We start from the raw sequence: 23,737 nt of genomic DNA on the forward strand, positions 1-23,737 counted from the left end.
CCGGCACCACCGTCCACGTCTCCGCCGACGCCGCGAAGCTGCTCGACAGCACCTTCAAGACCGACGCCGTCAAGGCCGGCCTCCTCGTCGGAACCGCCACCATCACCGCCCAGATCGCCCAGTAGGTTTCTTCCTCCACGACCACGAGCCCGCCGCACACCGCGGCGGGCTCGTTCTCGTTCTCCGACTTCTCCGGGCGCCGAGACGGCGTTCGCGACCGAGAGTCTCCCGTCGAGCGCATTCGAGGGGAGATCAGTCCGGAGAATGGATTCTCCGGACGACCGATAGGGCCCGCCGTACCCTCGGGTGCGGCGGGTTCCTTCCTCAAGCGGATCGATAAGAGAAGTCCGTGAAACCGCGTTCCGGTCCGGTATTAGGCGGCGTCCGCGACAAGCCGGCGCAGGGCCATGAGGCTGTCACGGAGGCGGGACTTCATGGTGTTGACCGGAACTCCGGCTTGCAGGGCCGCTTCGACGTTGGTGAGCCCCCGGTAGTACGTCAGCTCCAGCGCTTGACGCTGATGGTCGGTGAGAAGGCTCAGCGCACTCGTGACGCGTTGATGCTCCCGTCGGGTCTCGACAGACTCGGCGACGTCGTCTCTGGAGGCTTCGTAGTCCCGGACCCCCACGCTGTAGTCCCGGTCTCTGCTCGACTGTGAGGAACGCACCCTGTCGATGGCGCGCCTGTGGGCGATCGTCAGTACCCATGACAGCGCCTTCCCGCGGGCTGGGTCGAATCTCTTTGCGTTCTGCCACACCTCCAGGAAGACGTCTTGGGTGACTTCCTCGGACTGTGCCTGGTCGATGAGGACCCGTCGGACGAGACCGAGGATCCGAGCGGCTGTCCGGTCGTAGAGAAGCGTGAATGCCTCCCGGTTCCCTTCTGCAGTAAGGAGGAGGAGATCGTCATCGCTCCGAGGTGTATCGGCAGACGGAGCGGGGGCAAGCGTCATAACGGGGAAAGTGTCCTTGACCGGCTAGAGATGAAGCCGCAGCATTGTCCGCCGGAAACGCCGGCGCAGCTTCTGAACTCTATGCCTCTGCATGGAAATCGCTTCCCCCGCTGAGAGGGGCAACGCTTTTCGGGTCGGAGTCCCAGTCTTACTGGGATGGTCCAGGTTTGTCGCCGGACTGCTTTGTCCAGGCACGAAATGCCGTCTCTATTGGTCAGCAGCTTGCTGACCAATCTCTTGGCAAAACAGACGTGCGTCTACTCGACTTCCGGCGAGTCGGCCGTGAGAGGCCGCAGGGCTTGTGCGAGCTGCTCTTCGGACGGCAGGGACGCCTTCTCCCTTGCTGGCAAGAGGTCGTAGCTCGCGATGGCAACAGGGGCCTTACTCCCGGCAAGGGCGTATCGAACAACGGAGTCGTTCTTGCCTGTGACAAGGAGGAGCCCAACCGTGGGCGCGTGCTGGGGGCGGCGGAGTTTATCGTCGACGAGGGCGACGTAGAAGCCGAGCTGGCCGGCGTGCTCGGGTCTGAATTTGCCGGTCTTCAGCTCGACGACGACGTAGCGGAGTTGTTCGACGTGGAAGAAGAGCAGATCGACGTAGAAGTCGTCGCCGTCGACGTCGAAGTGCACTTGGCGTCCGACGAAGGAGAAACCTGACCCGAGCTCCTGGAGGGTTCGGATGATGTGGTCGACGAGCGCTAGTTCGATGTCACGTTCGTTTGCATCGCTGTCAACCCGAAGGAAGTCCAGGACGTAGGGGTCCTTAACGATCTGCTGTGCCAGGTCGGAGTCGGTTGGTTCGAGGATCTGCGTGAAGTTGGTCGGGGCCGCTTCAAATCGAGTGATGGCCTGGGTGCGGACGTGGTGCTCGAGAACGTTCCGTGACCAGCCGTGGGCCACGCTCTGCTGGGCGTACCAGGCGCGTTCGTCTTGGTGGTCGAGGCGTCCGAGAAGGAGCATGAGGTGCCCCCACGGCAATTGGTCAGCAAGTTGCTGACCAAAATCTTCTTCGCTGGTCCAGGCGGTCGCGAGTTGCCGCATGTATTTCAAGTTCGTGACCGAAAACCCCTTCATCTCGGGGAACTCGGTCCGAAGGTCTTTCGCGAGCTGCTCGAGGATGCCGCTCCCCCAGACTGCAGTCTCGCCGCGTTCTACGAGGGTCTTACCGATCCGCCAGTACAGGTGAACGAGTTCGGTGTTGGCGCGTCGCTGGGCACTGAACCGTGCTGCTCGAACACGGCTCTTCAGGTCGGACAGCACGACCGCGTAGTCAGCACGTTCCACAGAGTTCGTCACGATAGTCACCAGGCTACCGATGACCATGAGCCTGGTCAGCAGCGCGCCGCAGCGAGATAAACCCCCGCCCGCACGATGATCGAATCATGACGCAAAGCGCCTCCCCGCTCTGTCCCGAGAGGCATGTCGACGCGCGCCCCTCGGACTTGACATGATCCTCCTAAGAATCCCGGCGGGCAGTCGAAGCCGCCGCGGTACCTCCCGTGCGCGTCGAGGGGAAAAACCGTGACGACCCGGAGCGAGGTCGATCGGTTTTGGTCTCACGTGGTCAAGGGACCAGAGGCGGACGACTGCTGGTTCTGGACCGGTGCGATCTCGGACGACGGCTACGGGAGGTTTTGGGTGCGGCGCGAGCTGGGCCAGCAGGCGGTGCGCCCACAGCGGTACGCGTACGAACTAGCCACCGGCGAACCACTGCCCCCGTCGACGCTTCTTCTGCATTCATGCGACATCCCAATGTGCGTCCACGCGTCGGTCAATCTGGACGTGTCGCATGTGGCTCCGGGAACGCATCGGGAGAACATGCTCGATCGTGCGCAGCGTAGCCGCTACCGGAACCGGCACACGCTCCGGCTGGGGTTGCTCTCCCGCCAAGGGCGCGTCCAACGTTCCCTCGATCTCCGCGCCGTCATCCTCGACCACGGGTGGCAACCAGAGCTCATCAGTGCCGCGCTTCTTGCAGTCGAAACCACCCACCCACGACTCTTCTAAATCCGCGCACGCCGAAGCCACCTAACGGTCACGCCCCATCCCAAACGCAGCAAACCCGCAGTTGAAATAATATATATCAGTGGCCACGGCAGTGAGTTGCGAGGGATCCCCAGGCAGCCACTTGGCGGCCACCGTTCGGAGAACCAGCTGCTCCGCACGGCACGGTTTCGACACGTGCGATTTAGCGCCGGAAAGCGGCGCGGCCAGACCGTGTCAGATCTGTCCGTGCCGCTCAGTTGCCCTTTACAGCGTGCTGGCGCCGCCCAGTACGTACTTCCTCCACTTTCGGCACGGCTCGGTTCAGAAGCAACTTGGGACGTGCCCTCTCAACGCGTTGGACTGCCCAGAAAGCATGGTGCGGTCGGCTTTGCGTTCCCGAGGTATGTGCGCATCAAGACCATGCCGCCTTGTCGATCGCCTCCGCGGCACGGCGAAGGCCTTCAACGAGATCGGCGTCGCACATGCCGGGGAAACTCTCCACCACGTTCTCGATCGCGGTGTCATACAGGCGCATGATGGCCTCGTTGGCCGCCCTGCCCTTTGATGTGGCGACAAGGAGCTGCCGTCGCCGATCCGAAGGATGCACGCGGCGTTCGAGGTGTCCTGATTTCTCGAGCCGGTCGACCATGGCCGTAATCGCCCCCGTGGAGAGATCGAGCTCAGCGGCCAGTTGCTTGGGCGTGCAGTCCTTGATGGTCCCGACGAGGTAGATCGCCGTCAGCTCGGAGGTGGAGAAGCCGAGGTCATGAGCGAGACGATGCCGGATACGCCGATGGGCGGAATCGATCTCGACCAATGCAGCCGTCAACGCCCGAACGTCCCCAGCACTCACGGGCGCATCAGCGGGTGCGCTTTGCGAATCTTTGGATGTCATGTGCGGTCTTCCTTCTTCGAACTCTTCCGACACCCGGTCATGAAGCCGGTTCGGAACAAATGGACGCGGCCCCCCAAGAGGGGACTTGGCTCAATGATCAAACTAATTGATGCTTGATCTAACGCAGTACCGAATAACCTGGCAAACGACTTACAACACTCCTAAGCGAGCCGATAGTCGAACAGGTCACCATCTCATCCACTTTGAGTCCCACCCACTTTTTTTGGAGCCTTTCGTGTCGAACCCCACCTCTCCCAAGGCCAAGCGGATCCGCTTCGCCCCGCTCGCACTGGCGACCGGCGTCCTCGCCGCCGTCCTCCTCTCTGTGACGATGACTGGAACCCTCTCCGGTTTCGCCGCGCAGATCACCAACTCCACCAACACGGCAGCAACAGGCGCCCTGACCATGCAGGAGCAGAACTCCGGCGCGACGGTCACCTGTACCTCCACCGACGGCGGGTCCGTGTCGAACAACACCGCCACGTGCGCCACGATCAACAAGTTCGGCGGATCGACCACGATGATCCCCGGCCAGACCGTCACCACCCCGATTACCATCAAGAACACCGGCACGGTCGCAGCGAGCACCTTCACGCTCACCCCTGGTGCCACCTGCGCTCAGTCCAATGCCGGGACGAGCAACGGCAGCGCGACCGATCTCTGCGCGAAGCTGTCCGTCGTGATCACCAACACGACCGCTAACGCCGTCGTCTACTCCGGCACGCTCGCCGCGCTGGCCGGATCATCGGCATTCACCCTCCCCGCTGTCGCTGCCGGTGGCACCACTGGCTTCACCTTCGCCGTGACTCTCTCCTCGACCGCAGGCAACACCTATCAGGGCCTGCAGGCGTCGCTGCCGCTTGTTTGGAACTACGCCAGCTAGCAGCTCCGAGCACATCCGCTGCGCTGCACTCCAGCTCCCAAGCAGGGGCTCCGCCGAATCGGGGCCCCTGCTCACCCCTCTACCAGAAGGACCTGACGTCGTGACCGACACTCGAGACACCGACACGGACCCCGCCCCCGGGTCGACTGTGACCCGTCCCGACATCACGTCGGTCCCCTTGACGCCACACCCGATCAGCCTCGAGCAGATCACCCCCCGCTCTCACCGCCCGATCGTCGTCACCGTTTTGTCCGGGCTGGTCGCGGTCGCCGCGACGACCCTCATCGCTGCGGCTGCGCTGTTCCACTTCCACGGAGGGGCATGGTTCATCGTGAAGACCCCTTCGATGGGCACCGCCGCGCCTGTGGGCACCCTGGTACTCACCGTGCCCACGACCGTGTCGGACTTGCACGTGGGAGACGTGGTGGCCTTCCACCCTCCGACGAACCTGGCTGAGACCTACACGCACCGCATCATCGCCATCAGCGCCGACGGTCTCCTCACCACTCGAGGAGACATCAACGGCGCTACCGACCCCTGGCAGGTGACCGGCCAGGACCTCGTCGGCAAGGCGGTGACGATCCTCCCCGGGCTGGGATGGCTGATCCGTGGCGTGCCGATCGTCCTCCTCGGAATCGTCGTCGTGTTCCTCGCTACCTCCCGTGTCAAGGACGCGACGAAGAGGTCGGCCTACCGCCTCAGCGGCATGTCTTTGGCCGTGTCGGCGGCCGCGTTCGTCTTGAAGCCGTTCACCGGGGTCGTCGTCGAGCAAGTCACCACGAAAGGCGGACACCCGGGCGCCACGGTCGTCTCGACCGGTCTCCTGCCCATCCGCGTGCAGGCCCTGCACGGCACCCACGCCGACCTCGTTGCCGGACAGGTCGGCCACGTCACCGTCCCCGCCTCAGCCCACCAAGCCTTCTACAGCCTCTCCACCGGCCTACACCTGGGCTTGTGGGGATGGGTCGCCCTCATCGGAGTGTGCTGCGCGCCACTGCTCTGGACCATGATCGTGGGACTGCCCCCGAAAGAAACAGCCACCCCGTGAATGCTCCGAACGGCTCCGCCCCCGGAACTAAGCCCCTCCGGTGGCGGCCACGCTTCGCCTTACTCGTCGCTGCGGTGGCCGTGCTCTCAGTGGCCGCGCTGTGGGCGATGGCTGGAGCAACCCCTTTCGCCACCGCCGGATTCACAGCGAAGATCGGAAACGGCAGCAACACCGCCGCCACCGCCCCGTACTTCAAGTGCTCCGCCGCCGAAGCCGCTGACAGTGCGGGATCGTCGTTTCAGTACTACCTCAACGAGGCGTCGGGGTCGACCACCGCGATCGACAGCGATGGCACAGCCGCCAACGGCACGTACCAAGGCGCCATGACCACCAGCACCGCCACCCCGATCGCCTGCCCCCGAGACACCGGGGGAGCCTACGCGCTCAACGGCAGCTCCAGTTTTGTGACCACCCCCTCCTCCTACGCCAACCCGACGACCTTCAGCGAGGAGGTGTGGTTCAAGACCACCGTCGCAGGAGGGCTCCTGATCGGATTCGGGAGCAACCAGATCACCACCTCCGGCCAGCACGACCGGCAGGTGTACCTGAACACATCCGGGAAACTCGTCTTCGGCGCCTACAACGGCGGCATCCAGGTCGTCACGTCACCGCAGTCCTACACCGATGGCAAGTGGCACCATGTGGCTGCCACCATGTCCGCCTCCACCGGCATGCGCCTCTATGCCGACGGCACCCTGGTCGCCTCCAACACGACATACACAACCGCGGAGAACTACACCGGCTACTTCCGGATCGGTTACGACACCATCAGCGGGTGGCCGGGAACGGCCAGCAACTACTACTTCACCGGACAGATGCGCTACGCCGCCGTCTACTCCACCGTCCTCACCGCCGGACAGATCTCCAACCACTACGCAGCAGGCCAATAACACCACCCAAGCCCCGCCCTCAGGCCGGAGCCCGAATCACCAACCCGCACCAGGACCCCGCCATGACCTCCCTCCTTCCCCACGCCCCCGACAACGTCGACGAGGCTGATCTCCTCGACCTCCTGAGCGCCTACCAGTACCTCCAGGCCCAGAGCCTTCGCATGAGCACTCGCATCTCCGAAGTCCTGGACCTCAGCCCGACGGATGTGCGGGCGCTGGTGTACCTGCTTCGTGCCCAGGATCCGACACCAAAGGACCTCGCCACTTTCCTGCACCACACCACGGGGTCCATCACCGCAATGGTAGATCGGCTGGAGAGATCCGGTCACCTGAGCCGACGCCCCCACCCCTCCGACCGGCGCAGCCAGACCCTGCACCTCACGGACACCGGCATCAAAGCAGTCGGCTACATCCGCACCACCTACCAGGACGCGTTCAATGGCGCCTTCGTCGGACCCGCGATCCAGACAGCAGCTTCGACGCTAAAAACGCTTGCGGATGCTCTCACACCAGCTCTCTCCGAGATCTCACCCGCCTAGGCGCCAAACAAGGAGAGCGGGTTTCGCCCCACAGCTGCACGACCAGCGCACGGCGTCAGTCTCCAGCCCGAACCCGGGGCAGACCTGCCCGGCTGATCTGTCAACCGTCAGCAGGAATACACCGCCCCAATTGATCCCCGTCGCCAGGGAGCGTAGAGAGCCGAGACAGAGCGCCAGCTGCTCGTCTTCGGAAAATCAGGCTCCGTTACCGCTCCGTCGTCGGGCTCGCGAAGTCCTCGTCGCCGAGGACACAGACATCACAGCCCTCGAAGCCGCCACCGACGACTCCTTCCGTTCCGGCGGTGCATTCGTAGAGGTTCCAGCAGTCGAGAACCGGACGGTGAGTTTTTTCTTGCATCCTCGGCTGGCCCGTCGTTTTCGATATGGACACCATCGAGCCTATGACGCTGGGACCGTCGACATCGCCTTCCCCGATGACGCTTGCCCAGCCCTGGAATTCGGCGCCGCTTCCTGCGGGTCCTGACGCCACCCTCAGCGCCTCTTCGAGGTGCTTGGCCGAAATGCGCGGAGCGACCTCATTCACCCTCGCCGCCCAGTAGCATCCTGCCCTCATGGAAACGCGAATACAGTGGCATGTGGATGGTCAGCGTTAAAGTGCCTGCGCGTCCGACGCCGACGTCTTCCTCTGGCGAGGCACCAGCGACGACCAATAGGACATCATCGCGATCGTCCCCTCGCTCATCTGATCCCGTGACCAGACCGGAGGCCGTGACGTCTTCTACTCCGACGGACACATCGACGTCCCGGCTCCTCGTCTCGTGTCTTCCCACATCACCCGATGGCTCCGGGCGGCCTCCAAATCGGCAATCCAGTATTTGACATAACGTACATTATCAGCACGTCAGGCTTGACTGATTGCACCGCCACTCTGGGTTGACGGAAGTGCGCCAAATCGTTGACTGTAGGCGTGGGAGAAACGGCCGAGGTTGCCGAACCCCCATCGGTGCGCGATCACGGCGACCTGACCCGGCCCCGCGGCCGCCAGGTCGTCGCGGGCCCGGTCGAGGCGCACACCACGGAGAAACGCGTTCGGCGTCATCTCCAAGTGCCTGACGAAGCCCTCCTGGAGGGCGCGGAGGCTGATGCCGGCGGCCGCGGCGACGCTCGTCGTCGTGATCGGGAGATGGGCGTTGGCGTGGATGTACTCGACCGCCGTGCGCAGGTGAGCGTTTCTGGCGGACTGCAGGGCCGCCGGGACCGCGGCACGCGCCGGCGGGAACATGCCCAGTAGAGCAATGGCCGCGAGACGTGTCAGCTCGGCTTGGAGAATCGGGCTGGACGACTCGTCGCGGACCGTCTGCGACACCAAGGCGATCGTGTTCCTCCAGGACCGGACCGACGCCTCCGACGGAGCAACGGTGTGGTCGAGGTGCAGCGCCTCAGGGGCAGTGCCTCGGTGCTCAGCGACGATGCCCTCGAGGGTGGCGCGGTTGAAGTGAACGAGGCTTTGTTTGACGTCGGTGAAGTCGAACGCGAAGGGCCGGTCAGTCGTGAAAACCATCGGTTGGCCGAGGTCGAGCTGGGCATCGTGACGGCCGACGTCGAAGTGGCCCCGTCCCTCGGTGAGCCACGAGATCACGTAGTCGTCGCCCGGCGCGATCTCGCCCGTGACGTGCCCATCAAACCGGGTGGTCCGGAGCGTCATCGCTGCGTCGCCGATCGCCGTGTGGCGGTAGAAGAACGGCTTCTCGGAGCGCTCGGCTGCAAAAGTGTTGCCGTTATATCCGTCCTGGAACAGGTCGATAGCCTGCTCCAGATCACCGCCCTGGGCGTCGATGTGGACGCGGGGGTCCGGGGCGCTCGGCACGAGAGGATCATCCCACAGCAGTGACCCGCCCTGCGCTCGTCGCCGCGTTTATTGGCCTAGCCACTTCTGGCTCTGGGCGCTCGCCTGCTCAGAGGCTGAAGTCAGTTGGCGCCTGCCCGCTCTGGTAGAGCGCGATCAGCATCGCGGCCGCGGAGCGCGCCTCTCGGGCCGGTGCGATCGTCCGAGTGAGCGCCGCGGTGACCTGAGCCCCCTCGGCAAGGAGGGCGATGCTCGTTCCAGCGCTCTCGGGAAGGCCGGCTTCGAGCGCGAGGCGGGTAACGAGGTCGATGAAGACGTGCTTGTGGCGGGCCGCGTAGTCGGCGACCCAGGGGATCTCGGGGCCGAGCTCGGCGTAGGCGTTGACGAAGGCGCAGCCGTGAAAAGTCGGCTCGGCGAACCACGTCTCGAGGTAGGTGAAGATCGCCAAGATCTTGTCGCGAGGATCCTGCGAGACGGCTATGGCGTCCGCGAGGTGCTTGTTCCAAGCGGCATGTCGGTAGTCGAGGACGGCGACGATGAGGTCGTCTCTGTCCCGGAATACTTTGATGAACGCAGCGTGCGATCGGTGGGCGTGTTTCTCGACGGCGCCGAGACTCGTGGAACGAATGCGACCGATCGTGAAGAGATGGTCGGCACTGAGGATGAGGGCGACCCGGTCAGAGGCGTCCTCCACGACGGTGGTGGAGGGGTGGGTCATGGTCTCTCTTTCGGTGGTTGGCCACGTCCGACCCTAGACGCCGGAGGGTGGCCCTCGACCGAGACGGGCAATTGACCCGAAATGCGCGGACCCAGTTGGCCGATAAGCGCGGGGCACGGCCTGATTTGCGCAGATCGACACTTTGGCTGGCGCCGCACTTCTAGATTCAGTCCTGTCGGACGGCATCACTCCGACCGGTGAGGCTCAGCCTCGAAAAGGAGCAACACATGTCCGACGTCATCGCCCCCATCACAATCTCCCCCGCCATCGGCCGCCACCTCGCCGCCGCCGTTCGCGTCCGTCTCGTTCCCACCAGCGGCTTCCGCTACTCGCCTAAGGGACGCGCCACGGTTACGCCGACATTCGTCGCGAGGCACGTCTCCGCCGTTACCGGAATCGGAGTGGCAGCCGCTCTCGTCGGCAGCTCCGCCACGGCGATCGCGCTGATGCTCGGGTTGGGACGCTGACCATGACGATCATCGACCTTCGCAGCCTCAGACACGAGGAGCGCCTCGAGCGCGTCACCGGCGCCCTCCAGGCGACTCCCACCGAGGCCAGCCTGTACCGCCGTAACTTACGCGTGCCCGCGGCCCGCATCCAGACCTACCCGAAGCGTCGCAAGATCGCGGCGCCCCGGATGGCTCCCGTCACGCGCCTCCCGCAGACAGTCGATGTCAGCTACGCCGACTTCATCCGCTTGGGCACCGCACACGCCAGGGACACTAGCATCGCCGTTTGACCTGCGACGCTTCCACTTCTCTCCGCCTCCTCCTACGACCCCGTGGCGCCGAATCCATCAAGCAGCAAGGGACACATGCCACCTTTTCCGGCCACGACCGACGGCGCGCTCGTCAGTGATGACGACCTCCTCCTCCTGACAGCAGACGGCGATCAACGTGCCTTCGCGATGCTGTACGACCGCACAGCACCACGAGTCCTCGGCATCGTGACCCAGTGCCTCCGAGATCCCGTCCAATCAGAAGAAGTGACCCAAGAGGTCTACCTCGAGCTGTGGCAAAGGGCCGCACGGTTCGACAGCTCTAAAGGCAAGGCGACATCCTGGATGATCACCACCGCGCGCCGCCGAGCCATCGACCGCGTCCGCGCATCCCAGGCCTCCCGCGACCGCGACATGCGTATCGGTATCCGCGACCAGCCCCTACCCTACGACCAAGTCGCCGAGACTATCGACCTCCGATTCGCGCACGCCGACGTCACGAAAGCGATGACACACATTACTTCCCTGCAGCGCGAAGTCATCCAGCTCGCCTATTTCCAGTCAATGACAATGGCCGAGATCGCCGAGCAACTAGACGTTTCCGTCGGCGCCGTCAAGACCCGCCTCCGCGACGGGCTGATCGCGCTCCGGCGCGTTATGAAGCCCAAAGCGGCCTAGGACCGCTGGTCGTTTCGTCGACCCGACCTACTTCGCGCACGGTCGATGTTCCCTGGTGATGTGCGGCGAAGCGCAGGTTTCTTCCTGCTAGCTATGCCGCTGGCAACCGGCCTCTCGTGGTTTCGACGAAGTCGTGCAGGGAGAGTAGGCCAGCCGTGCCGCCGCCGATGAAGTCCGTCCAGCAAGCTGCTGGACTCGCGCTGGCTACGCTGGGAGCGTGACTTCTGACGTGGACTCGTTACCCAAGGACTACGCCGAGGTCTTCACCGAGCTGAAGGGACGCGTTCGGGCCGCTCGTCTGACCGCGCAGCGCCGTGTAAATACGGAATTGATTCGCCTGTATTGGTCGATCGGGAACACAATTCTTCGGCGGCAAGACGCGCAGCAGTGGGGCGCTCAGGTCGTGACGCGGCTGGCGGAGGATCTGCGTGCCGAGTTCCCGGCGATGAAGGGTTTCTCGCGGTCGAACCTGTTCTACATGCGGTCCTTCGCGCAGGCGTGGCCCGACGGGGAGCAGATAGTCCAGCAGGCTGCTGGACTGTTGCCCTGGGGTCACATCCTGGTCCTTCTGGACAAGCTCGAGAGTCAAGGCGACCGGGACTGGTACGCCGAAAAGGCGGCCGAACACGGGTGGTCCCGCAACGTCCTGACAAACCAGATCATGAACCGCACCCGCCAGCGGATCGGGTCCGCCCCAACTAACTTCGCGGGACAACTGGCCGGCTCTGATTCAGACCTCGCCCGGCAGCTCGCGAAAGACCCTTACGTGTTCGACTTCCTTGACCTGACCGACGAGGTCGCGGAACGGGACCTCGAGCAGGCGCTGATGGATCGCATCGTCGAAACACTTCGTGAGTTCGGTGCCGGCTTCGCGTTCGTGGGACGGCAGGTGCATTTCGACGTTGACGATGACGACTTCTTCGTCGACCTGTTGTTCTTCCACACCGAGCAGCTTCGCTATGTCGTCGTCGAACTGAAGACGGAAAAGTTCCAACCAGCCTTCACCGGGCAGCTTGGGTTCTACATCGCGGTCGTTGACGACAAGATGCGCCGCGACTTTCACCGGCCGGCCCACCGTCGGAATCCTCATCTGCAGTGAACACAACGCCCAGACCGTCCGCTATGCACTCGGCCAGACCGGGTCCCCGATGGCTGTGTCCTCCTACACGTACGACACTCTCCCCGAAGCCGAACAGCAAGCCCTCCCCACGGTCGAGCAAATCGCGGCCGCCCTGGACTGGACCACCACTCCCCCGACCGACGACACCTCCTCGAAGGACTGACCCCTCCTCGACTGGCGCCGCCGCGCCACGGTCAAAAGCCGGGCTCTGTTACGTCAAGCCGTAGCCTTTCCCTGTGGCCCGTTGCTCCTCGTTTCACGTCTCCGAAGGCATCGCCTACCAGTGCGCTCTCGACCGCCACACGGACGACGACTCCGAGCACGCCGCCCTCGATACCGCAGGCGGGGGCGGCGGCCGGTGGGCTCTTGTCGTGTGGTCAAGTGACCTTGCCTACCCGGCGGGCACGGCATGATCCGGAGCGAGGTTGACCGATTTTGGTCGCATGTCGTCAAGGGGCCCGAACCGGAAGACTGCTGGTTCTGGACCGGAGCGATCTCCGACGATGGGTATGGTCGATTTTGGATCCGACGCCAGGCCGGCCAGCAGGCGGTCCGGCCGCAGCGGTACGCGTACGAACTCGCCACCGGCGAACCCCTACCGATGTCGACGCTGCTGCTGCATGCCTGCGACATCCCCATCTGTGTTCATGCCACCGCTGACCTAGACGTGTCGCATGTCGCTCCCGGAACGCACCGTGAGAACATGCTCGACCGCGCCCAGCGTGGCCGCTACCGAAACCGGCAGACGCTTCGCCTGGGAGACCTCCCCCGGCAAGTGCGCGTGCAACGCTCACTCGACCTTCGAACGGTGATCCTCGACCACGGCTGGCAACCCGAGCTCATCAGCGCTGCACTTCTTGGTGTCGAACTCACCCACCCACGGCTCTTCTAAACACCTGGCGGCTAGGTCCACCTAACGGTTACACCGAAGTGGGGACCTCATCGCGCTCGTCGCGGAACTCCTCGGCAAGGTCAAGAGGGGCTGCGGGCGCCTCGGACGTGGACGTCATTCCTCGAACCACGGGAAGCTTTTTGACCTCGCGGGTGGTGATGCCTAGCCGGTCGGCGACCTCGTTTCGGGTGACGCCCAGATCGAGCATTGCCGCGATGACGTCATCGGCCCCCGCCTTGGACTCGGCGACCCTCTTGTCGCCTCGCTCCCGGACGGCAGCGAGCTCCTGTTCGATCTCACGCTCGATGGACTCGAGCGCGTCGGTGGCAACGAAGTAGTCCACGGCGAGTTGCTCGAGCTTGTCTTGCTTTTCCCGGAACGCGGCGGCTTTCTCGCGGGCGCGTTTGCGGGCGGCAGCTTGGGTGGCGGACTTGCGGACTTCAGCCATGATGGTGCTCCCCTGATCGATCGACTTGATCCAGTATGCCCACCGGCCCCGATGAACACGATCCATGGTGCAGGGCGTAGCCACTCCCCCGCTACATGAGTAACCTGAGCGCCTTCGGTCCCGGAACTGCGACTGCACGTCGTCGACTCCGCTCGTTCCTCTCTGCGTCTTCTCGACCCCTGCAGTCTCCGTCCCGTTACCGCGTGATCCTTCCCGGATCACGGCCGATCGTTCTCTCGTTCCTCAGTCACCAGGTCGTCACACCTCTGGCATTATGAATTAGTGAGGTAATCTAACCCTGTGATGACCATGCATATCCTGTCCGCGGGAGACGGGTATGCGTACTACACGAGTGAGACCGCGACGGCCGATATCAAGCGCGAACCGGGCCGCGAACTGGGCGACTACTACACCGCAGATGGCAACCCTCCCGGCGTGTGGGTCGGCTCGGGCCTCGAAGCCCTTGGCGTCAGGGGCACTGTTTCTGAGGAGCAGATGAAGGCCCTCTTTGGTGAGGGCCTACATCCCGACGCCGATCGGATAATTGCCGACGCGCAGGCGTTGGGAAAGTCCGCCGAGGACGCGCAGGCCATGGCGAAGCTGGGCCGTAGCTACTACTCGTACGAGCAAGGCGGCACCGGTCTCCGTGCCGCCATTGACGAGGGCTACGCCCGGTTCGAGCGCATTGAACACCGCGAGCCCAACGCCGAGGAACGGCGCGCTATCCGCGTCCGCGAGGGCGCGCGGGCGTTCCGCGAGGCGAAAGGTCGGCCTCCCGCGGACCAGGAAGAACTGGGCCGGTACATCACCGCAGCGTCCCGTCCGACATCGCAGGCTGTGGCTGGTTTCGACCTGGTGTTCTCTCCCGCTAAGAGTGTGTCGACGCTGTGGGGTCTCGGGGACAACGACACCCGGAAGGTGATCGAGGACGCCCACGAGGCCGCTATCGCGGACACCGTGAAGTACCTCGAGGACGAGGCCATTGCGACCCGCGCTGGCACGAATGGTGTCGCTCAGATCGACGTCGAGGGCGGCCTGATCGCGACCCGGTTCCGGCACTACGACTCCCGTACCCGTGACCCGCAGCTCCACGATCACGTGGTGGTTGCGAATAAGGTCAAGGGCGTCGACGGGAAGTGGCGGACCATCGACTCGAAGCTTCTCCACCGGCAGGGGGTTGCCGCGTCGGAGTTCTACAACCAGCGCGTCATGGACCGCGTGACCGAAGGTCTGGGTGTCACCACGGAACTGCGCGAGGTCACCCGCGGCAAGCGTCCCGTCGTGGAAATCGCGGGCGTGGACGACCGCCTGAACAAGGGGTTCTCCACCCGGTCGGCGGGCATCAAAGACGCCATGAAGAAGCTCGAACGGGATTACCGGCGAGACAACGGCCGTGCCCCTGACTTGAAGGCGCGGATCGCTCTGGCGCAGCAGGCGACCCTCGACACCCGGCCCAAGAAGGAGACCGCGCGTTCACTGGCGGACCTCCGCACCGCCTGGCGGCAGCGTGCCACGCAAGCCGTCGGTGCCCGTGTGGTCGATACGATTCTCCGCGACGCTCGGGCAGCCGCTCGAGCCGGCAACACAGGGGCCGGCAATACCGAACGAATCACGATTGAGCAGGCGTCCGCCCGGGTGGTCGAAACCGTCTCCGAGCATCACGCGGTCTGGGGACCGCACATGATCGAGGCCGAGACGCGACGCTTCCTACAGGCCGAACGAACCCGCGGGAACGTCGTCGAGGGCACGGTGGAGCAGATCACCAAGCACGCTCTCACCACCGACTCGATCACCGTCACCCCGCCCGCACCGCACGGAGCATTCCAGCCGCTTACGCGGAAAGACGGGGTGAGCATCTACGAGCACAAGGGCTCGCAGCTCCTCACCTCACGGACCGTTCTCGTCGCAGAAGACACACTCCTTGACGCCGCCCGGGATCGCACCGTACGTCCCGTCAGCCGGGAAACGTTCGATCGGATCGCGGAGGCTGAGGGCACGCACATTGACGCCGGGCAGCGTGCTTTGGCGGGCGAGTTCGCGACGTCGAGCAGCCGCCTCGTTGTCGGTACCGGCCCTGCCGGCACCGGTAAGACCACAGCCCTGCAAGTGGCCGCACGAGCCGTCGAAGCCGAGGGCGGCCGCATGATCGGGCTTGCCCCTTCCGCCGCCGCGGCGGAAGTCATGGCCGACGCTATCGGCGTCGACGCGGGCACCATCCACTCCTTCACCCACGGCAAAGGCACCCTCACCGAACTCCTCCACCAGGACGGACCCGTGGAGGGCGTCGACCTGAAACCGGGAGACGTGATCGTGGTTGATGAGGCCGGCATGGCCGGCACCACCAACCTCGCGAAAGTAACCCGGATCGCGGAACGCCACGGCGCACACGTCCGACTCATCGGTGACGACAAGCAGCTCTCAGCGGTCGAGGCCGGCGGGGCGCTTCGGCTGTTAGAGCACGAGGTCGGCTCCGTGAAGCTCGAAGTCCTTCACCGGTTCTCCAACCGGGAAGAGGCGGAAGCGACCAAGCTTCTCCGCGACCCCACCGGGACCGGCGACCCGTTCGCCTGGTATGTCGACAACGGTCGCGTCACGGGCGGCGACGTCGACCGGATGACAGCCGACGTCTTCTCGGGCTGGCAGCACGACACCGAGGCCGGCTTGCAGTCGGTCATGGTCGCGAAGACCAACGCAACCGTCTCGGAGCTGAACGGTCGCGCCCAAGCGCTCCGCATGTCGCAGGGCCTCGTCCGCGGCAAGGAATCAGCACCGCTTCACGACGGCCTGTCGGCCTACCGAGGTGACACGATCGTGACCCGCATGAACGACTCCCAGTTGAAGACGGGCGGGGGCCGGGACCGAGTGAAGAACAACGACATCTGGACCGTCGAGAAGGCCCACCAAGACGGCTCCCTGACGGTTACGGGCATCAAAAGCGGGGCGAAGATCACCCTTCCCCGCGAGTACGTGGAAAAGTCCGTCGAGCTGGGCTACGCCTCGACCCTTCACCGCACTCAGGGCATGACCGCCGACACCGCCCACGTCCTCGCGGACGCGACGACGTCCAAGGAGTTGGCCTATGTCGGCCTGACCCGTGGCCGGCTCGAGAACCACCTGTACGTCGAAACCGAGGAGGCGCAGCCAGTCTCCGAGGTCCTCGCCTCGATCGCCCGCACGTCCGACGCCAGGCTGTCGGCCACCGAGACGATCCGCAATGAGCACGCCCGCGTCGACAACCTCGTGACCCTCATCGACCAGTACAGCGACGTCACGGAACGCGCTGACGCGTTGAGGTTCGAGAAGGTGGCCGATCAGGCCCTTGGCCACGACACAGCCGTGACTCTCCGAGAGCACGAGAGCTGGGGAGCCGTCGAGGCAGCTCTCCGCCACGCGGAGGCGCAGGGTCTCGAGCCGGCCGACGCCCTCTACCGGTCCTGGACCGAGCGCGACATGGACGGGGCCGAGGACCGGCCGGCCGTTCTCTCGGCCCGGATCACGGCGAACACGGCCGCGCACGTCGACGCGCTTCCCTACGACCGTAAGCAGTCGGTGCCAGCTGTGCCGGCGTGGATTGCGGATCGCCGCGCTCTCGACTCCGAGCACACCGCCCCTGACTGGCGGGAACACCTGCAAGAGCGGTACGACTACCTCGAAACCCGCCTCGAGGAGAGGGGCGCGACGGTCGCCGTCGAAAGGCCCGAGTGGTCGGCCGAGCTGGGCGGCGTCCCCGCCGACCCGGCGAAGCGGCAGCAGTGGACCGAGCTGGCCGCCGAGGTCTCCGTGTTCCGGGAGAAGTACCGCGTCGATGAGGCCAGCCCCGAGGCGGTGCCGGCCGAATACCGAGAGCGCGCCGTGGGCGCGGATCTCGCAGCCCGCGTCACCGCGCTCCACAAGTCATGGGAGCTGAGCAGCCAGCCGGCGGCGATCGAAGCCGATAAGCAGAGGGCGGCCGCGACGGCGACGGGCGCCGCCCAGCGCGCACGAGAAAGTGTCACGCCCCCACAGGGCCGGGCTGCGTCCACGCAGCCGCAGACCGCCGCTCGGGCTGCCCAGGAAGAGCAGCGGCGCAGAGCCGCGGACCTCGCGCAGCGGCGGACGGGAGACACCACCCGACCGCCCGGCACCGACCAAGCACGATCCACGCTCACCGCGGCCCAGAAAGCACAGCAGGAGCTGCAGCGTCGAGCGGCACAGCGCGCCGAGGAGCTACGCAAGCAGGGACTCAACGTCAAGGTCGAGAAGGTGGCCGACCGGAAAGACTCGCCTCACCAGCCTCGCGAGGGCCGGTCTCGAGACCAAGACCTCGAACGCTAGAAGCACGACCACCGTTCACCGTCAAGACCGGAACACAAGCGGACGATCCAAAGGCCCCAGATCCATTCACACTGCCAGGCGCTTACAACTGCTTGTCAGGCTCCGTGCACAAGGTCCAGCACTCTCCGCCCGTATGCCAGAACCGACTGCTCATCTGGAGACTCCGACGCTGAATCAGGATTCGTATCGTGGTGGAAACGCCCAGCGAAGTCGTTCAAAGACCGCATCTCTGCAACGTCCGGCTGGGCGTGGACCAGCGGGCTCGGCGGGGAAGCCTGGTCGACTTGTTCAATAGCTGTTCCGAGCATGACACCATCCGAGATTTTCCCCGGATAGCGCCGATGCAGGTACCCCTCAAGCAGTGGTCGCATCGCCTTCGCTGCCGTTAATCGGTCCGTTGTCGTACCGGCGACGAAGTCGGTTACGGTCCGGTAGTTGGTGTAGTAGGCCGACTCGCATTCTCGGTCGAGGTCGACGGGTCCGAAATCGGAATAATCACCGGGTGCTCGCGCTATTTGCATGTTCGTGATGTCGCCGTCGATTCTTGCCTTGACCAGGGCGCGTCGCAGGTCGCGAAGGAAGACCGCATCGTGAGCGAGGACGATAAGTTGCCCGCACTGCTTCGCTATGCGTACGAGAATTTCGGTGGTGTATTCGCGCCGAGCTTTATCCAGGCTGCTTACGGGATCGTCGATCACGACGATTTTTTGGTCGAGCTGCGGGTCGGCCAGCGTCGACGCGACGAAGAACGCGAAAGCCATCGATCGCTTGTCGCCCTCGCTGAGGGCCGTTGCGAATGACGGAAGGCCACCGGCCAACTTGATCGGAGTGCCACGAAGTGTGATGCCGTAATCCGTACGGGGAGCGCTCCCCATGTAGTTGGTCTTAATTTCGTCGATCGCAAAATAGGCACCGAGGCTAGCGAGGTGGGTGTTTATGTCGGTTCGGTATTTCGAAAGAGTGGCGGTCATCAGGGCAGTCAGAGCTGTTCTCGCCGTCTTCTTCGACTGCTCTGCATCTTTCAGCGACGCTTCCGCCGTCACTAGCTCGTCGACGAGTTGCACCACTTCTGGCGTGTGGCGCAGTATCGCCAAATCGAGCTGCTTGAGCTCTGAAGCTATGAGTTCGGGTTCTTGGCCTCTGAGCGAATCTTGAAAGATGCCAATAGTTGTGCGCTGAGCCACAATCAGCTCATTGGTCTCCGTTACAACCTGGAGAAACTGGCCCCACAGTCGTTGGGCGTCGTCTTCCTCTTCTACCGTGGCTATCTGGTCGGAAGGCGCAAGCGCTTTCCGTGCGAGGAGACTCAGGAGCAACTCGCGAAGATTGTTAAGCGACGTGGCAGAAAGCTCGTCGCGCTCCTCCGTGAGGAGGCTGAGGTCGACGTATGGCTTCCAAGCCGTCAATCGTTCGTTGGTTTGCTTGCGGTGGGCGACGATTTCTTCGAAAAGAGCAGGGTCTGTCGATTGGAGTACTCCTTTTATGCAGGCCTGGATCGCAAGACGAAGGTCCTGATAGGCCCGATTGAAGTGGCTCTGGTACATGCGAATAAGCGATAATCCTTGAGTTCCTTGCCCGCAGTATGGGCAGATCTCGTGGTTGTCAAATTGCTGTCCTTCGCTTATCCAGGCCGTCACTTCTGAGAGTCCAACGGTTTGGACATGAGCTTCCACGGCTGCCTCAGCCTCCAACTGAATATCATCCAGAGTCTGGTTTAGAACCTTGAAGACCGCCCCGATGTCTAGTGTCGGTTCGGGTGTCTCGGCTGGGAGGGGTTGCTGGAGAATCGTCTCGGCGCGGGTAGCAGCCGAAAGTCGTTCAGTGATTGCCTTCCTCTTAGCGTCCGGTTGCTCTACCGGCCGCAGGGAACGAAACACTGCCACCGTTGAAGCCACGGCGTAAACCTGAAGGCGAGCAGTGAGGTCGCGAATTTTCATAGAGGCCCGCTGTTGAGCAAGAGAAGCTTGCTCTTCGGTCGACCGCGCGGCGACAGCACTGTCGCCAAGCGCGAAGTCGAGCAGGTTCTTCCGATGATCCGGCGTTATTTCCGTTCCCGAATAGACATTTCTGTTGACGAACTCGGCGTCGTAGACGATGAATTCTGACCGCTGTTCGGTCCAGGCTTTTGCGTCATACGTGACCTTATGGCCTCCGTCGAACTGCAGGATTACGGATGGGCTATGCCCTGCGTCAACCGTCACTCGCTCCTCGAGGGTTGTGGAGTCTCCCGTAGCGCTTGAGCGAAAAACACTGGCCAGCGTGGATTTACCACGGCCATTTCCTCCATAGAGGAGCGCGAATCTTCCCAGTTTGTACGCAGAGCCCCGCGCATCGTGCAGCAGTCCGATGCCTTGGACCTTCTCGATTCGCACAAGCATTGGCCAACCCCCATTTGTTTAAGAGCTGCCCAATCTGCATCTTTGCAGAATGATGCTTGCTCAGCTTCGAGAATAGCTCAGCCCTGTCGCGCTCCCCGGTCTGAAGCACGCTGGATTCAGACTGGCGGATGCCAACTGTCAGGGGGGATGGCGGCGGAGACGATAGGCCTATTGCGGCCCTTTGTCCGCTGGTACAGGTGTCCTTGGGTCATGTCGCAGTCTTTGAAGGGGCCGGTCTGGGCGTCGAAGATAATCGTTTTGTGTCGGTCCCAGTGGTTGAGCCACCAATCCGACAGCGCATCAAGCGACAGGCTCAGCTCGACCGCTTGGTGCGCCCGAAACAGCGCCCATAGGCGGGCGTTGACTTCCGGGTGCAGCCACCATTCCGGGCACCAGATCGCTATTTCCCGGCTGCCTGTCGCCTCCACTGTGTGGAAGTGCTGATCGAACCAGTCGAGGAAGTCAGCTCGATTGTCGATGGGCTCGTACTCCGGCGCGTCTCCTTCGCTCTCCGGGTCCGACTCGAACGGGTCGACGTCCTTGCGCGGGTCAACCGCGTCGCCCTCGTCGCCCTCGAACTCGGCCGGGTCCATCTCGGGCTCGTCCTCGTATGTCGGTTCATCGCTCATCGTCACGCCGCTTTCGCCACGAGCGCGTGGCCGTCGATCTGAGCTTTCAGCTCCCGGTCGCGGAACCACGGCTGAGAGGTCAGCATCACGGGCCGGCACTTGGAGTTGAACATGACCACCCGCCATTCCGGGAGGTTCGCGAGCTTGTCGACGTCGAGGGTGTTCACCTGACGGGTCGACGTGGACGACGACATTTGGCCGTCTCGGCCGGTCGAGGTGCCGTAGGTGGTCTCGTCGTACTTGCCGATCAGCTGAGCGAGATCCCCGAGGAAATCGGGGTCGGCGACGCCGCCGCCGTAAACCCGATTCGCGGCCGCGTCCCAGAGGGCCTGCCAGCCGCCGCGGCCAAAGGCCTCGACGCCCTGAGCCTTCGACTGGAAGTAGGCGTTGAGGATAATCCCCATGGAGCCGTAGAACGAGTACAGGGACGGCAGCTCCGGCCACCGGACGATGTTGGCGCACTCGTCCAGCTCCATGACGAGCGGCACGGCCAATCGGCCGCCGTTGCGCTGTGCGGCGCTCTCGGCTTTCCTGCCGATCGCGCGCACGAGCGCCGTCAGGATCGCGCCGCCGGATCCGGCACCGTCTTTCGAGAGCAGCACGAGGGTGTCCTTCCCCTGCACGAATTCGGCCGGATCAAACGACCGCACCCCGCCCTTTTCGCGAATGGCCGTGTCCGTCCATGCCACCAGGCGGTCGTTTTTCAGCGCCGACGCCATGCGGCGGGCAGTGCTGAATGTCGACTGCTTCGTCTTCTCGGCCGAGTTCAGGACACCCCCAATAGTGAGAGCGACACCCTTCAGCCCGTGCTCGTTGAGGATGACTTGGGCTTCCTGGCCGAAGTTGCTCGACAACCACCGGTAGACGGTCGGAAGCCCCAGGTCATCGACCGCGGCCGCCAGCAGCAGCGCTGAGAGCAGGTCGCGGCCGTCCGTGTCGAATTGGGCGTCCCCGCCCTTATCGGCCTCGCCACGGGTGGAAGCCTCGAAGATCATCGCCAGCTCTGTGGCATCTTCCAAAGTCTCAATGTCCGAGAGTGGGTTGTAGACGAAATCGGGGGTCAGCTCGTCGCGGTAGATGCGGTGCGGGTCGAACAAGTACACCGTCCCCTGGTCTTTCCTGCCGGCGATGACTTCCCGCACCCCGTCGACCTTGTTCGAGGTCATGATGCACGGACCGGGCGCTTCCAGGCAGTGCCGGATGACGAACGCGCTCGTCTTACCCCGGCCGGTGCCGAACACGTAGACACCCGTCTCACGCCAGCCCTGATAGACCCACAGGGCGCGGCTCCCGATCGTCCGTCCGATGTTTTGCCCGCACGACATGTCGACGTTCGGGTGCAGGCGGGCCGTCTCGGCGGTGCGCTGCTTCACGCGGAGAACTTTGGTCTGCGCTTTCGTGGCCATGTGCGCCAGGGCGACGTTGCTGCGCTTGTTCGCGGCACGACGGGCCTGCCAGGAAAGCAGGCCCGTGAAGGCAGCTACCGCGACGATGAGAAACACGAACATGAAGACCGGGGCGGACTTCGGTAGCGGTGTTCCGCCGAGCGTCATGTCACCGAAGAGCTGGAAGGGGTTCCAGGGGTAGTCGCCCGCGGAGTGCGAGAAGGCCGCGCCGGCATGGATCGCGAGGTACACGGCACCTAGAAGCAAGGCGAAGAGGAAGCCGACGAGGACGTTGGTGCGGGTGCTTTTCATTCTCTAATCCCTTGTCTGTCGAGGTGGCCTCTTTGACGTTGAATTTCATGGGCTCGCTCCCCATCGGGTCGACCTCGACGTGAACGTGGTTACAGGAGTCGGCAACCTGCCGGCTGATGTTGGTGAGCGTCAGCGAGTCGCCGTGCGCGGCGCGGCAGTCGGCCTGCCCGGTGCCCGAGTCGGACGCCATGATCGGGTCGAGGGTCTTTAGAAGCTTGATCGCGTTCGCGTCCCACCCGTTGGTGACGACACCACCGAGGCTGTAGAAATCGACCGCATGGCCGCCACCATTGACGACATGCGCGGACGCGTTGCCGGCACCCGGCCGCTGCCCGGTGCACGCCCGATTAATGTCGGAGATCCCGATCTTCCCGAACGTCTGATACGCCACGGTGATGACCTGCAAAATGCGGGTGTCGATCCCACAGCTCGCGACGGTCTGCCCTTCGGCAATCCAGCGAATCTCTTTCAGGTGATCCGGGGCAAGGCCCGTGATCGTGCCGTTGTCGATGCCCTTGACTAGGTTCTGAGCGAGGGCCTTCGCGTCTCCCGACACCGAGACTGTCGACGCGCACGCCGCTTGCCCGCCCGTGAGCGCCTGCACGACGGCCTGGGCCGCGTCAAAATACTTTGTGTAGTGGTTCGGGTCCGCGTTGATCTGCACCGCGTGAGCAGCGGCCGAAGGCGCCATGCTCTGCCAGTTCGGCACCTTCAAGAGGCGTTGGAAGAAGAGTGTCGCCGCGGTGGTGGGGTCCATCCTTTGCGCGAGGGTGCCCCAGGTGTCTCGCTGTTGGAACAGCCCGCGCGAGTCGGGGCCGGCCTTGTCCCCGTAGGTGATGTTTTCCAGCGTGGATTCGCCCATGGCGGTCATGACGCCAATCTCTTGCCCTTGCGTGTTGACGCCGAGGGCGGCGCCGGCGTTCATGATCGCCGTAGCGTTCACGAGCTGGTCGCCGGAGTACCCGTCGATCGCCGTGTGGGCCGCGGCGGTCTGAATGTTGACGGCCGTGCCCGCGCACGCCTCCGAGGTTTGCGGGCCGCCGCCACCGATCAGCGTCGCACCCGCTAACAGGAATACGAGAAGCAGCACCACGAGGGTGCCGCCAATCCACTTGCTCATCGTCTCTCCCCTGATCCGAGAACCGA

General features: G+C 64.0%; 21 protein-coding genes and 1 pseudogene. 11 read left to right on the forward strand and 11 right to left on the reverse strand.

Annotated elements, in window-relative coordinates:
* Positions 1–373: 373 nt before the first annotated feature.
* The gene (gene sigK, locus ABD733_RS10970; protein WP_344796107.1) at positions 374–952 is read right to left on the reverse strand and encodes an ECF RNA polymerase sigma factor SigK; all 579 of its coding nucleotides are present in this window, start codon (positions 950–952) and stop codon (positions 374–376) included.
* A gap of 257 nt (positions 953–1,209) precedes the next feature.
* Positions 1,210–2,247 carry a PDDEXK nuclease domain-containing protein gene (locus ABD733_RS10975; RefSeq protein WP_344796109.1) on the reverse strand — a complete coding sequence of 346 codons (1,038 nt, stop codon included), beginning with the start codon at positions 2,245–2,247 and terminating at the stop codon, positions 1,210–1,212.
* A 225-nt stretch (positions 2,248–2,472) separates the two neighbouring features.
* Between ABD733_RS10975 and ABD733_RS10980 the strand changes: the two genes are divergently transcribed.
* A complete protein-coding gene (locus ABD733_RS10980) occupies positions 2,473–2,958 on the forward strand; it encodes a hypothetical protein (protein ID WP_344796111.1) in 486 nt (161 codons plus the stop codon).
* Positions 2,959–3,349: 391 nt separating this feature from the next.
* Here the strand turns inward: ABD733_RS10980 and ABD733_RS10985 are convergent, their stop codons facing one another.
* Positions 3,350–3,832 carry a MarR family winged helix-turn-helix transcriptional regulator gene (locus ABD733_RS10985; protein ID WP_344796113.1) on the reverse strand — a complete coding sequence of 161 codons (483 nt, stop codon included), beginning with the start codon at positions 3,830–3,832 and terminating at the stop codon, positions 3,350–3,352.
* Positions 3,833–4,067: 235 nt separating this feature from the next.
* Between ABD733_RS10985 and ABD733_RS10990 the strand changes: the two genes are divergently transcribed.
* The 4 genes from ABD733_RS10990 to ABD733_RS11005 all read left to right on the forward strand — a co-directional run bounded on the left by ABD733_RS10990 (position 4,068) and on the right by ABD733_RS11005 (position 7,192).
* Positions 4,068–4,715 (forward strand): COG1361 family protein, encoded by a 648-nt coding sequence (locus tag ABD733_RS10990; protein WP_344796115.1) that lies wholly within the window; start codon positions 4,068–4,070, stop codon positions 4,713–4,715.
* A gap of 100 nt (positions 4,716–4,815) precedes the next feature.
* On the forward strand, positions 4,816–5,763 hold the full coding sequence (locus ABD733_RS10995) for a S26 family signal peptidase (RefSeq protein ID WP_344796117.1): 948 nt from the start codon (positions 4,816–4,818) through the stop codon (positions 5,761–5,763).
* Between the two features lie 107 nt (positions 5,764–5,870).
* Positions 5,871–6,653 carry a LamG domain-containing protein gene (locus tag ABD733_RS11000; protein ID WP_344796119.1) on the forward strand — a complete coding sequence of 261 codons (783 nt, stop codon included), beginning with the start codon at positions 5,871–5,873 and terminating at the stop codon, positions 6,651–6,653.
* A 62-nt stretch (positions 6,654–6,715) separates the two neighbouring features.
* Positions 6,716–7,192: a MarR family winged helix-turn-helix transcriptional regulator gene (locus tag ABD733_RS11005; protein ID WP_344796121.1), complete on the forward strand. Its 477-nt coding sequence runs from the start codon at positions 6,716–6,718 to the stop codon at positions 7,190–7,192.
* Positions 7,193–7,397: 205 nt separating this feature from the next.
* On the opposite strand, the gene ABD733_RS11010 is transcribed toward ABD733_RS11005, so the two are convergent.
* From ABD733_RS11010 to ABD733_RS11020, 3 genes are all read right to left on the reverse strand, one after another.
* Positions 7,398–7,736: a hypothetical protein gene (locus ABD733_RS11010; RefSeq protein ID WP_344796123.1), complete on the reverse strand. Its 339-nt coding sequence runs from the start codon at positions 7,734–7,736 to the stop codon at positions 7,398–7,400.
* Positions 7,737–8,054: 318 nt separating this feature from the next.
* Positions 8,055–9,020, reverse strand: coding sequence for an AraC family transcriptional regulator (locus ABD733_RS11015; protein WP_344796125.1), 966 nt, complete (start codon positions 9,018–9,020; stop codon positions 8,055–8,057).
* 88 nt (positions 9,021–9,108) lie between these two features.
* On the reverse strand, positions 9,109–9,717 hold the full coding sequence (locus ABD733_RS11020) for a TetR/AcrR family transcriptional regulator (RefSeq protein WP_344796127.1): 609 nt from the start codon (positions 9,715–9,717) through the stop codon (positions 9,109–9,111).
* A 227-nt stretch (positions 9,718–9,944) separates the two neighbouring features.
* Between ABD733_RS11020 and ABD733_RS11025 the strand changes: the two genes are divergently transcribed.
* From ABD733_RS11025 to ABD733_RS11055, 5 genes and pseudogenes are all read left to right on the forward strand, one after another.
* Positions 9,945–10,184, forward strand: coding sequence for a hypothetical protein (locus ABD733_RS11025; protein ID WP_344796129.1), 240 nt, complete (start codon positions 9,945–9,947; stop codon positions 10,182–10,184).
* A 2-nt stretch (positions 10,185–10,186) separates the two neighbouring features.
* Positions 10,187–10,456, forward strand: a complete 270-nt coding sequence (locus ABD733_RS11030) for a hypothetical protein (protein ID WP_344796131.1) — start codon at positions 10,187–10,189, stop codon at positions 10,454–10,456.
* A 75-nt stretch (positions 10,457–10,531) separates the two neighbouring features.
* On the forward strand, positions 10,532–11,113 hold the full coding sequence (sigK, locus tag ABD733_RS11035) for an ECF RNA polymerase sigma factor SigK (RefSeq protein WP_344796133.1): 582 nt from the start codon (positions 10,532–10,534) through the stop codon (positions 11,111–11,113).
* A gap of 217 nt (positions 11,114–11,330) precedes the next feature.
* Positions 11,331–12,396, forward strand: a pseudogene (locus tag ABD733_RS11040) (PDDEXK nuclease domain-containing protein).
* Between the two features lie 246 nt (positions 12,397–12,642).
* A complete protein-coding gene (locus ABD733_RS11055) occupies positions 12,643–13,125 on the forward strand; it encodes a hypothetical protein (RefSeq protein ID WP_344796137.1) in 483 nt (160 codons plus the stop codon).
* A 28-nt stretch (positions 13,126–13,153) separates the two neighbouring features.
* Here the strand turns inward: ABD733_RS11055 and ABD733_RS11060 are convergent, their stop codons facing one another.
* Positions 13,154–13,573 (reverse strand): hypothetical protein, encoded by a 420-nt coding sequence (locus ABD733_RS11060; protein WP_344796139.1) that lies wholly within the window; start codon positions 13,571–13,573, stop codon positions 13,154–13,156.
* 303 nt (positions 13,574–13,876) lie between these two features.
* Between ABD733_RS11060 and mobF the strand changes: the two genes are divergently transcribed.
* Positions 13,877–17,887 carry a MobF family relaxase gene (gene mobF, locus ABD733_RS11065; RefSeq protein WP_344796141.1) on the forward strand — a complete coding sequence of 1,337 codons (4,011 nt, stop codon included), beginning with the start codon at positions 13,877–13,879 and terminating at the stop codon, positions 17,885–17,887.
* Between the two features lie 95 nt (positions 17,888–17,982).
* On the opposite strand, the gene ABD733_RS11070 is transcribed toward mobF, so the two are convergent.
* The 4 genes from ABD733_RS11070 to ABD733_RS11085 form a co-directional block, all read right to left on the reverse strand.
* Positions 17,983–20,265 carry an AAA family ATPase gene (locus tag ABD733_RS11070; RefSeq protein WP_425552905.1) on the reverse strand — a complete coding sequence of 761 codons (2,283 nt, stop codon included), beginning with the start codon at positions 20,263–20,265 and terminating at the stop codon, positions 17,983–17,985.
* Positions 20,266–20,381: 116 nt separating this feature from the next.
* A complete protein-coding gene (locus tag ABD733_RS11075; RefSeq protein ID WP_344796145.1) occupies positions 20,382–20,894 on the reverse strand; it encodes a DUF4913 domain-containing protein in 513 nt (170 codons plus the stop codon).
* 2 nt (positions 20,895–20,896) lie between these two features.
* Positions 20,897–22,447, reverse strand: coding sequence for a type IV secretory system conjugative DNA transfer family protein (locus ABD733_RS11080; protein ID WP_344796269.1), 1,551 nt, complete (start codon positions 22,445–22,447; stop codon positions 20,897–20,899).
* A gap of 1 nt (position 22,448) precedes the next feature.
* A complete protein-coding gene (locus ABD733_RS11085; protein WP_344796147.1) occupies positions 22,449–23,711 on the reverse strand; it encodes a hypothetical protein in 1,263 nt (420 codons plus the stop codon).
* Positions 23,712–23,737 lie beyond the last annotated feature (26 nt).

It is taken from the genome of Frondihabitans peucedani, from assembly GCF_039537585.1.
Lineage (GTDB): Bacteria > Actinomycetota > Actinomycetes > Actinomycetales > Microbacteriaceae > Frondihabitans > Frondihabitans peucedani.

What these genes read in the sequence shown, in the direction of transcription:
- ABD733_RS11070 (WP_425552905.1), bottom strand. Translation starts at nt 20,265, where the DNA reads ATGCTTGTGCGAATCGAGAAGGTCCAAGGCATCGGACTGCTGCACGAT.
- ABD733_RS11060 (WP_344796139.1), bottom strand. Translation starts at nt 13,573, where the DNA reads ATGGCTGAAGTCCGCAAGTCCGCCACCCAAGCTGCCGCCCGCAAACGC.
- ABD733_RS10985 (WP_344796113.1), bottom strand. Translation starts at nt 3,832, where the DNA reads ATGACATCCAAAGATTCGCAAAGCGCACCCGCTGATGCGCCCGTGAGT.
- sigK (WP_344796107.1), bottom strand. Translation starts at nt 952, where the DNA reads ATGACGCTTGCCCCCGCTCCGTCTGCCGATACACCTCGGAGCGATGAC.
- ABD733_RS11030 (WP_344796131.1), top strand. Translation starts at nt 10,187, where the DNA reads ATGACGATCATCGACCTTCGCAGCCTCAGACACGAGGAGCGCCTCGAG.
- ABD733_RS11020 (WP_344796127.1), bottom strand. Translation starts at nt 9,717, where the DNA reads ATGACCCACCCCTCCACCACCGTCGTGGAGGACGCCTCTGACCGGGTC.
- ABD733_RS11085 (WP_344796147.1), bottom strand. Translation starts at nt 23,711, where the DNA reads ATGAGCAAGTGGATTGGCGGCACCCTCGTGGTGCTGCTTCTCGTATTC.
- sigK (WP_344796133.1), top strand. Translation starts at nt 10,532, where the DNA reads ATGCCACCTTTTCCGGCCACGACCGACGGCGCGCTCGTCAGTGATGAC.
- ABD733_RS11055 (WP_344796137.1), top strand. Translation starts at nt 12,643, where the DNA reads ATGATCCGGAGCGAGGTTGACCGATTTTGGTCGCATGTCGTCAAGGGG.
- ABD733_RS11025 (WP_344796129.1), top strand. Translation starts at nt 9,945, where the DNA reads ATGTCCGACGTCATCGCCCCCATCACAATCTCCCCCGCCATCGGCCGC.
- ABD733_RS11000 (WP_344796119.1), top strand. Translation starts at nt 5,871, where the DNA reads ATGGCTGGAGCAACCCCTTTCGCCACCGCCGGATTCACAGCGAAGATC.
- ABD733_RS11005 (WP_344796121.1), top strand. Translation starts at nt 6,716, where the DNA reads ATGACCTCCCTCCTTCCCCACGCCCCCGACAACGTCGACGAGGCTGAT.
- ABD733_RS11075 (WP_344796145.1), bottom strand. Translation starts at nt 20,894, where the DNA reads ATGAGCGATGAACCGACATACGAGGACGAGCCCGAGATGGACCCGGCC.
- ABD733_RS11080 (WP_344796269.1), bottom strand. Translation starts at nt 22,447, where the DNA reads ATGACGCTCGGCGGAACACCGCTACCGAAGTCCGCCCCGGTCTTCATG.
- mobF (WP_344796141.1), top strand. Translation starts at nt 13,877, where the DNA reads ATGACCATGCATATCCTGTCCGCGGGAGACGGGTATGCGTACTACACG.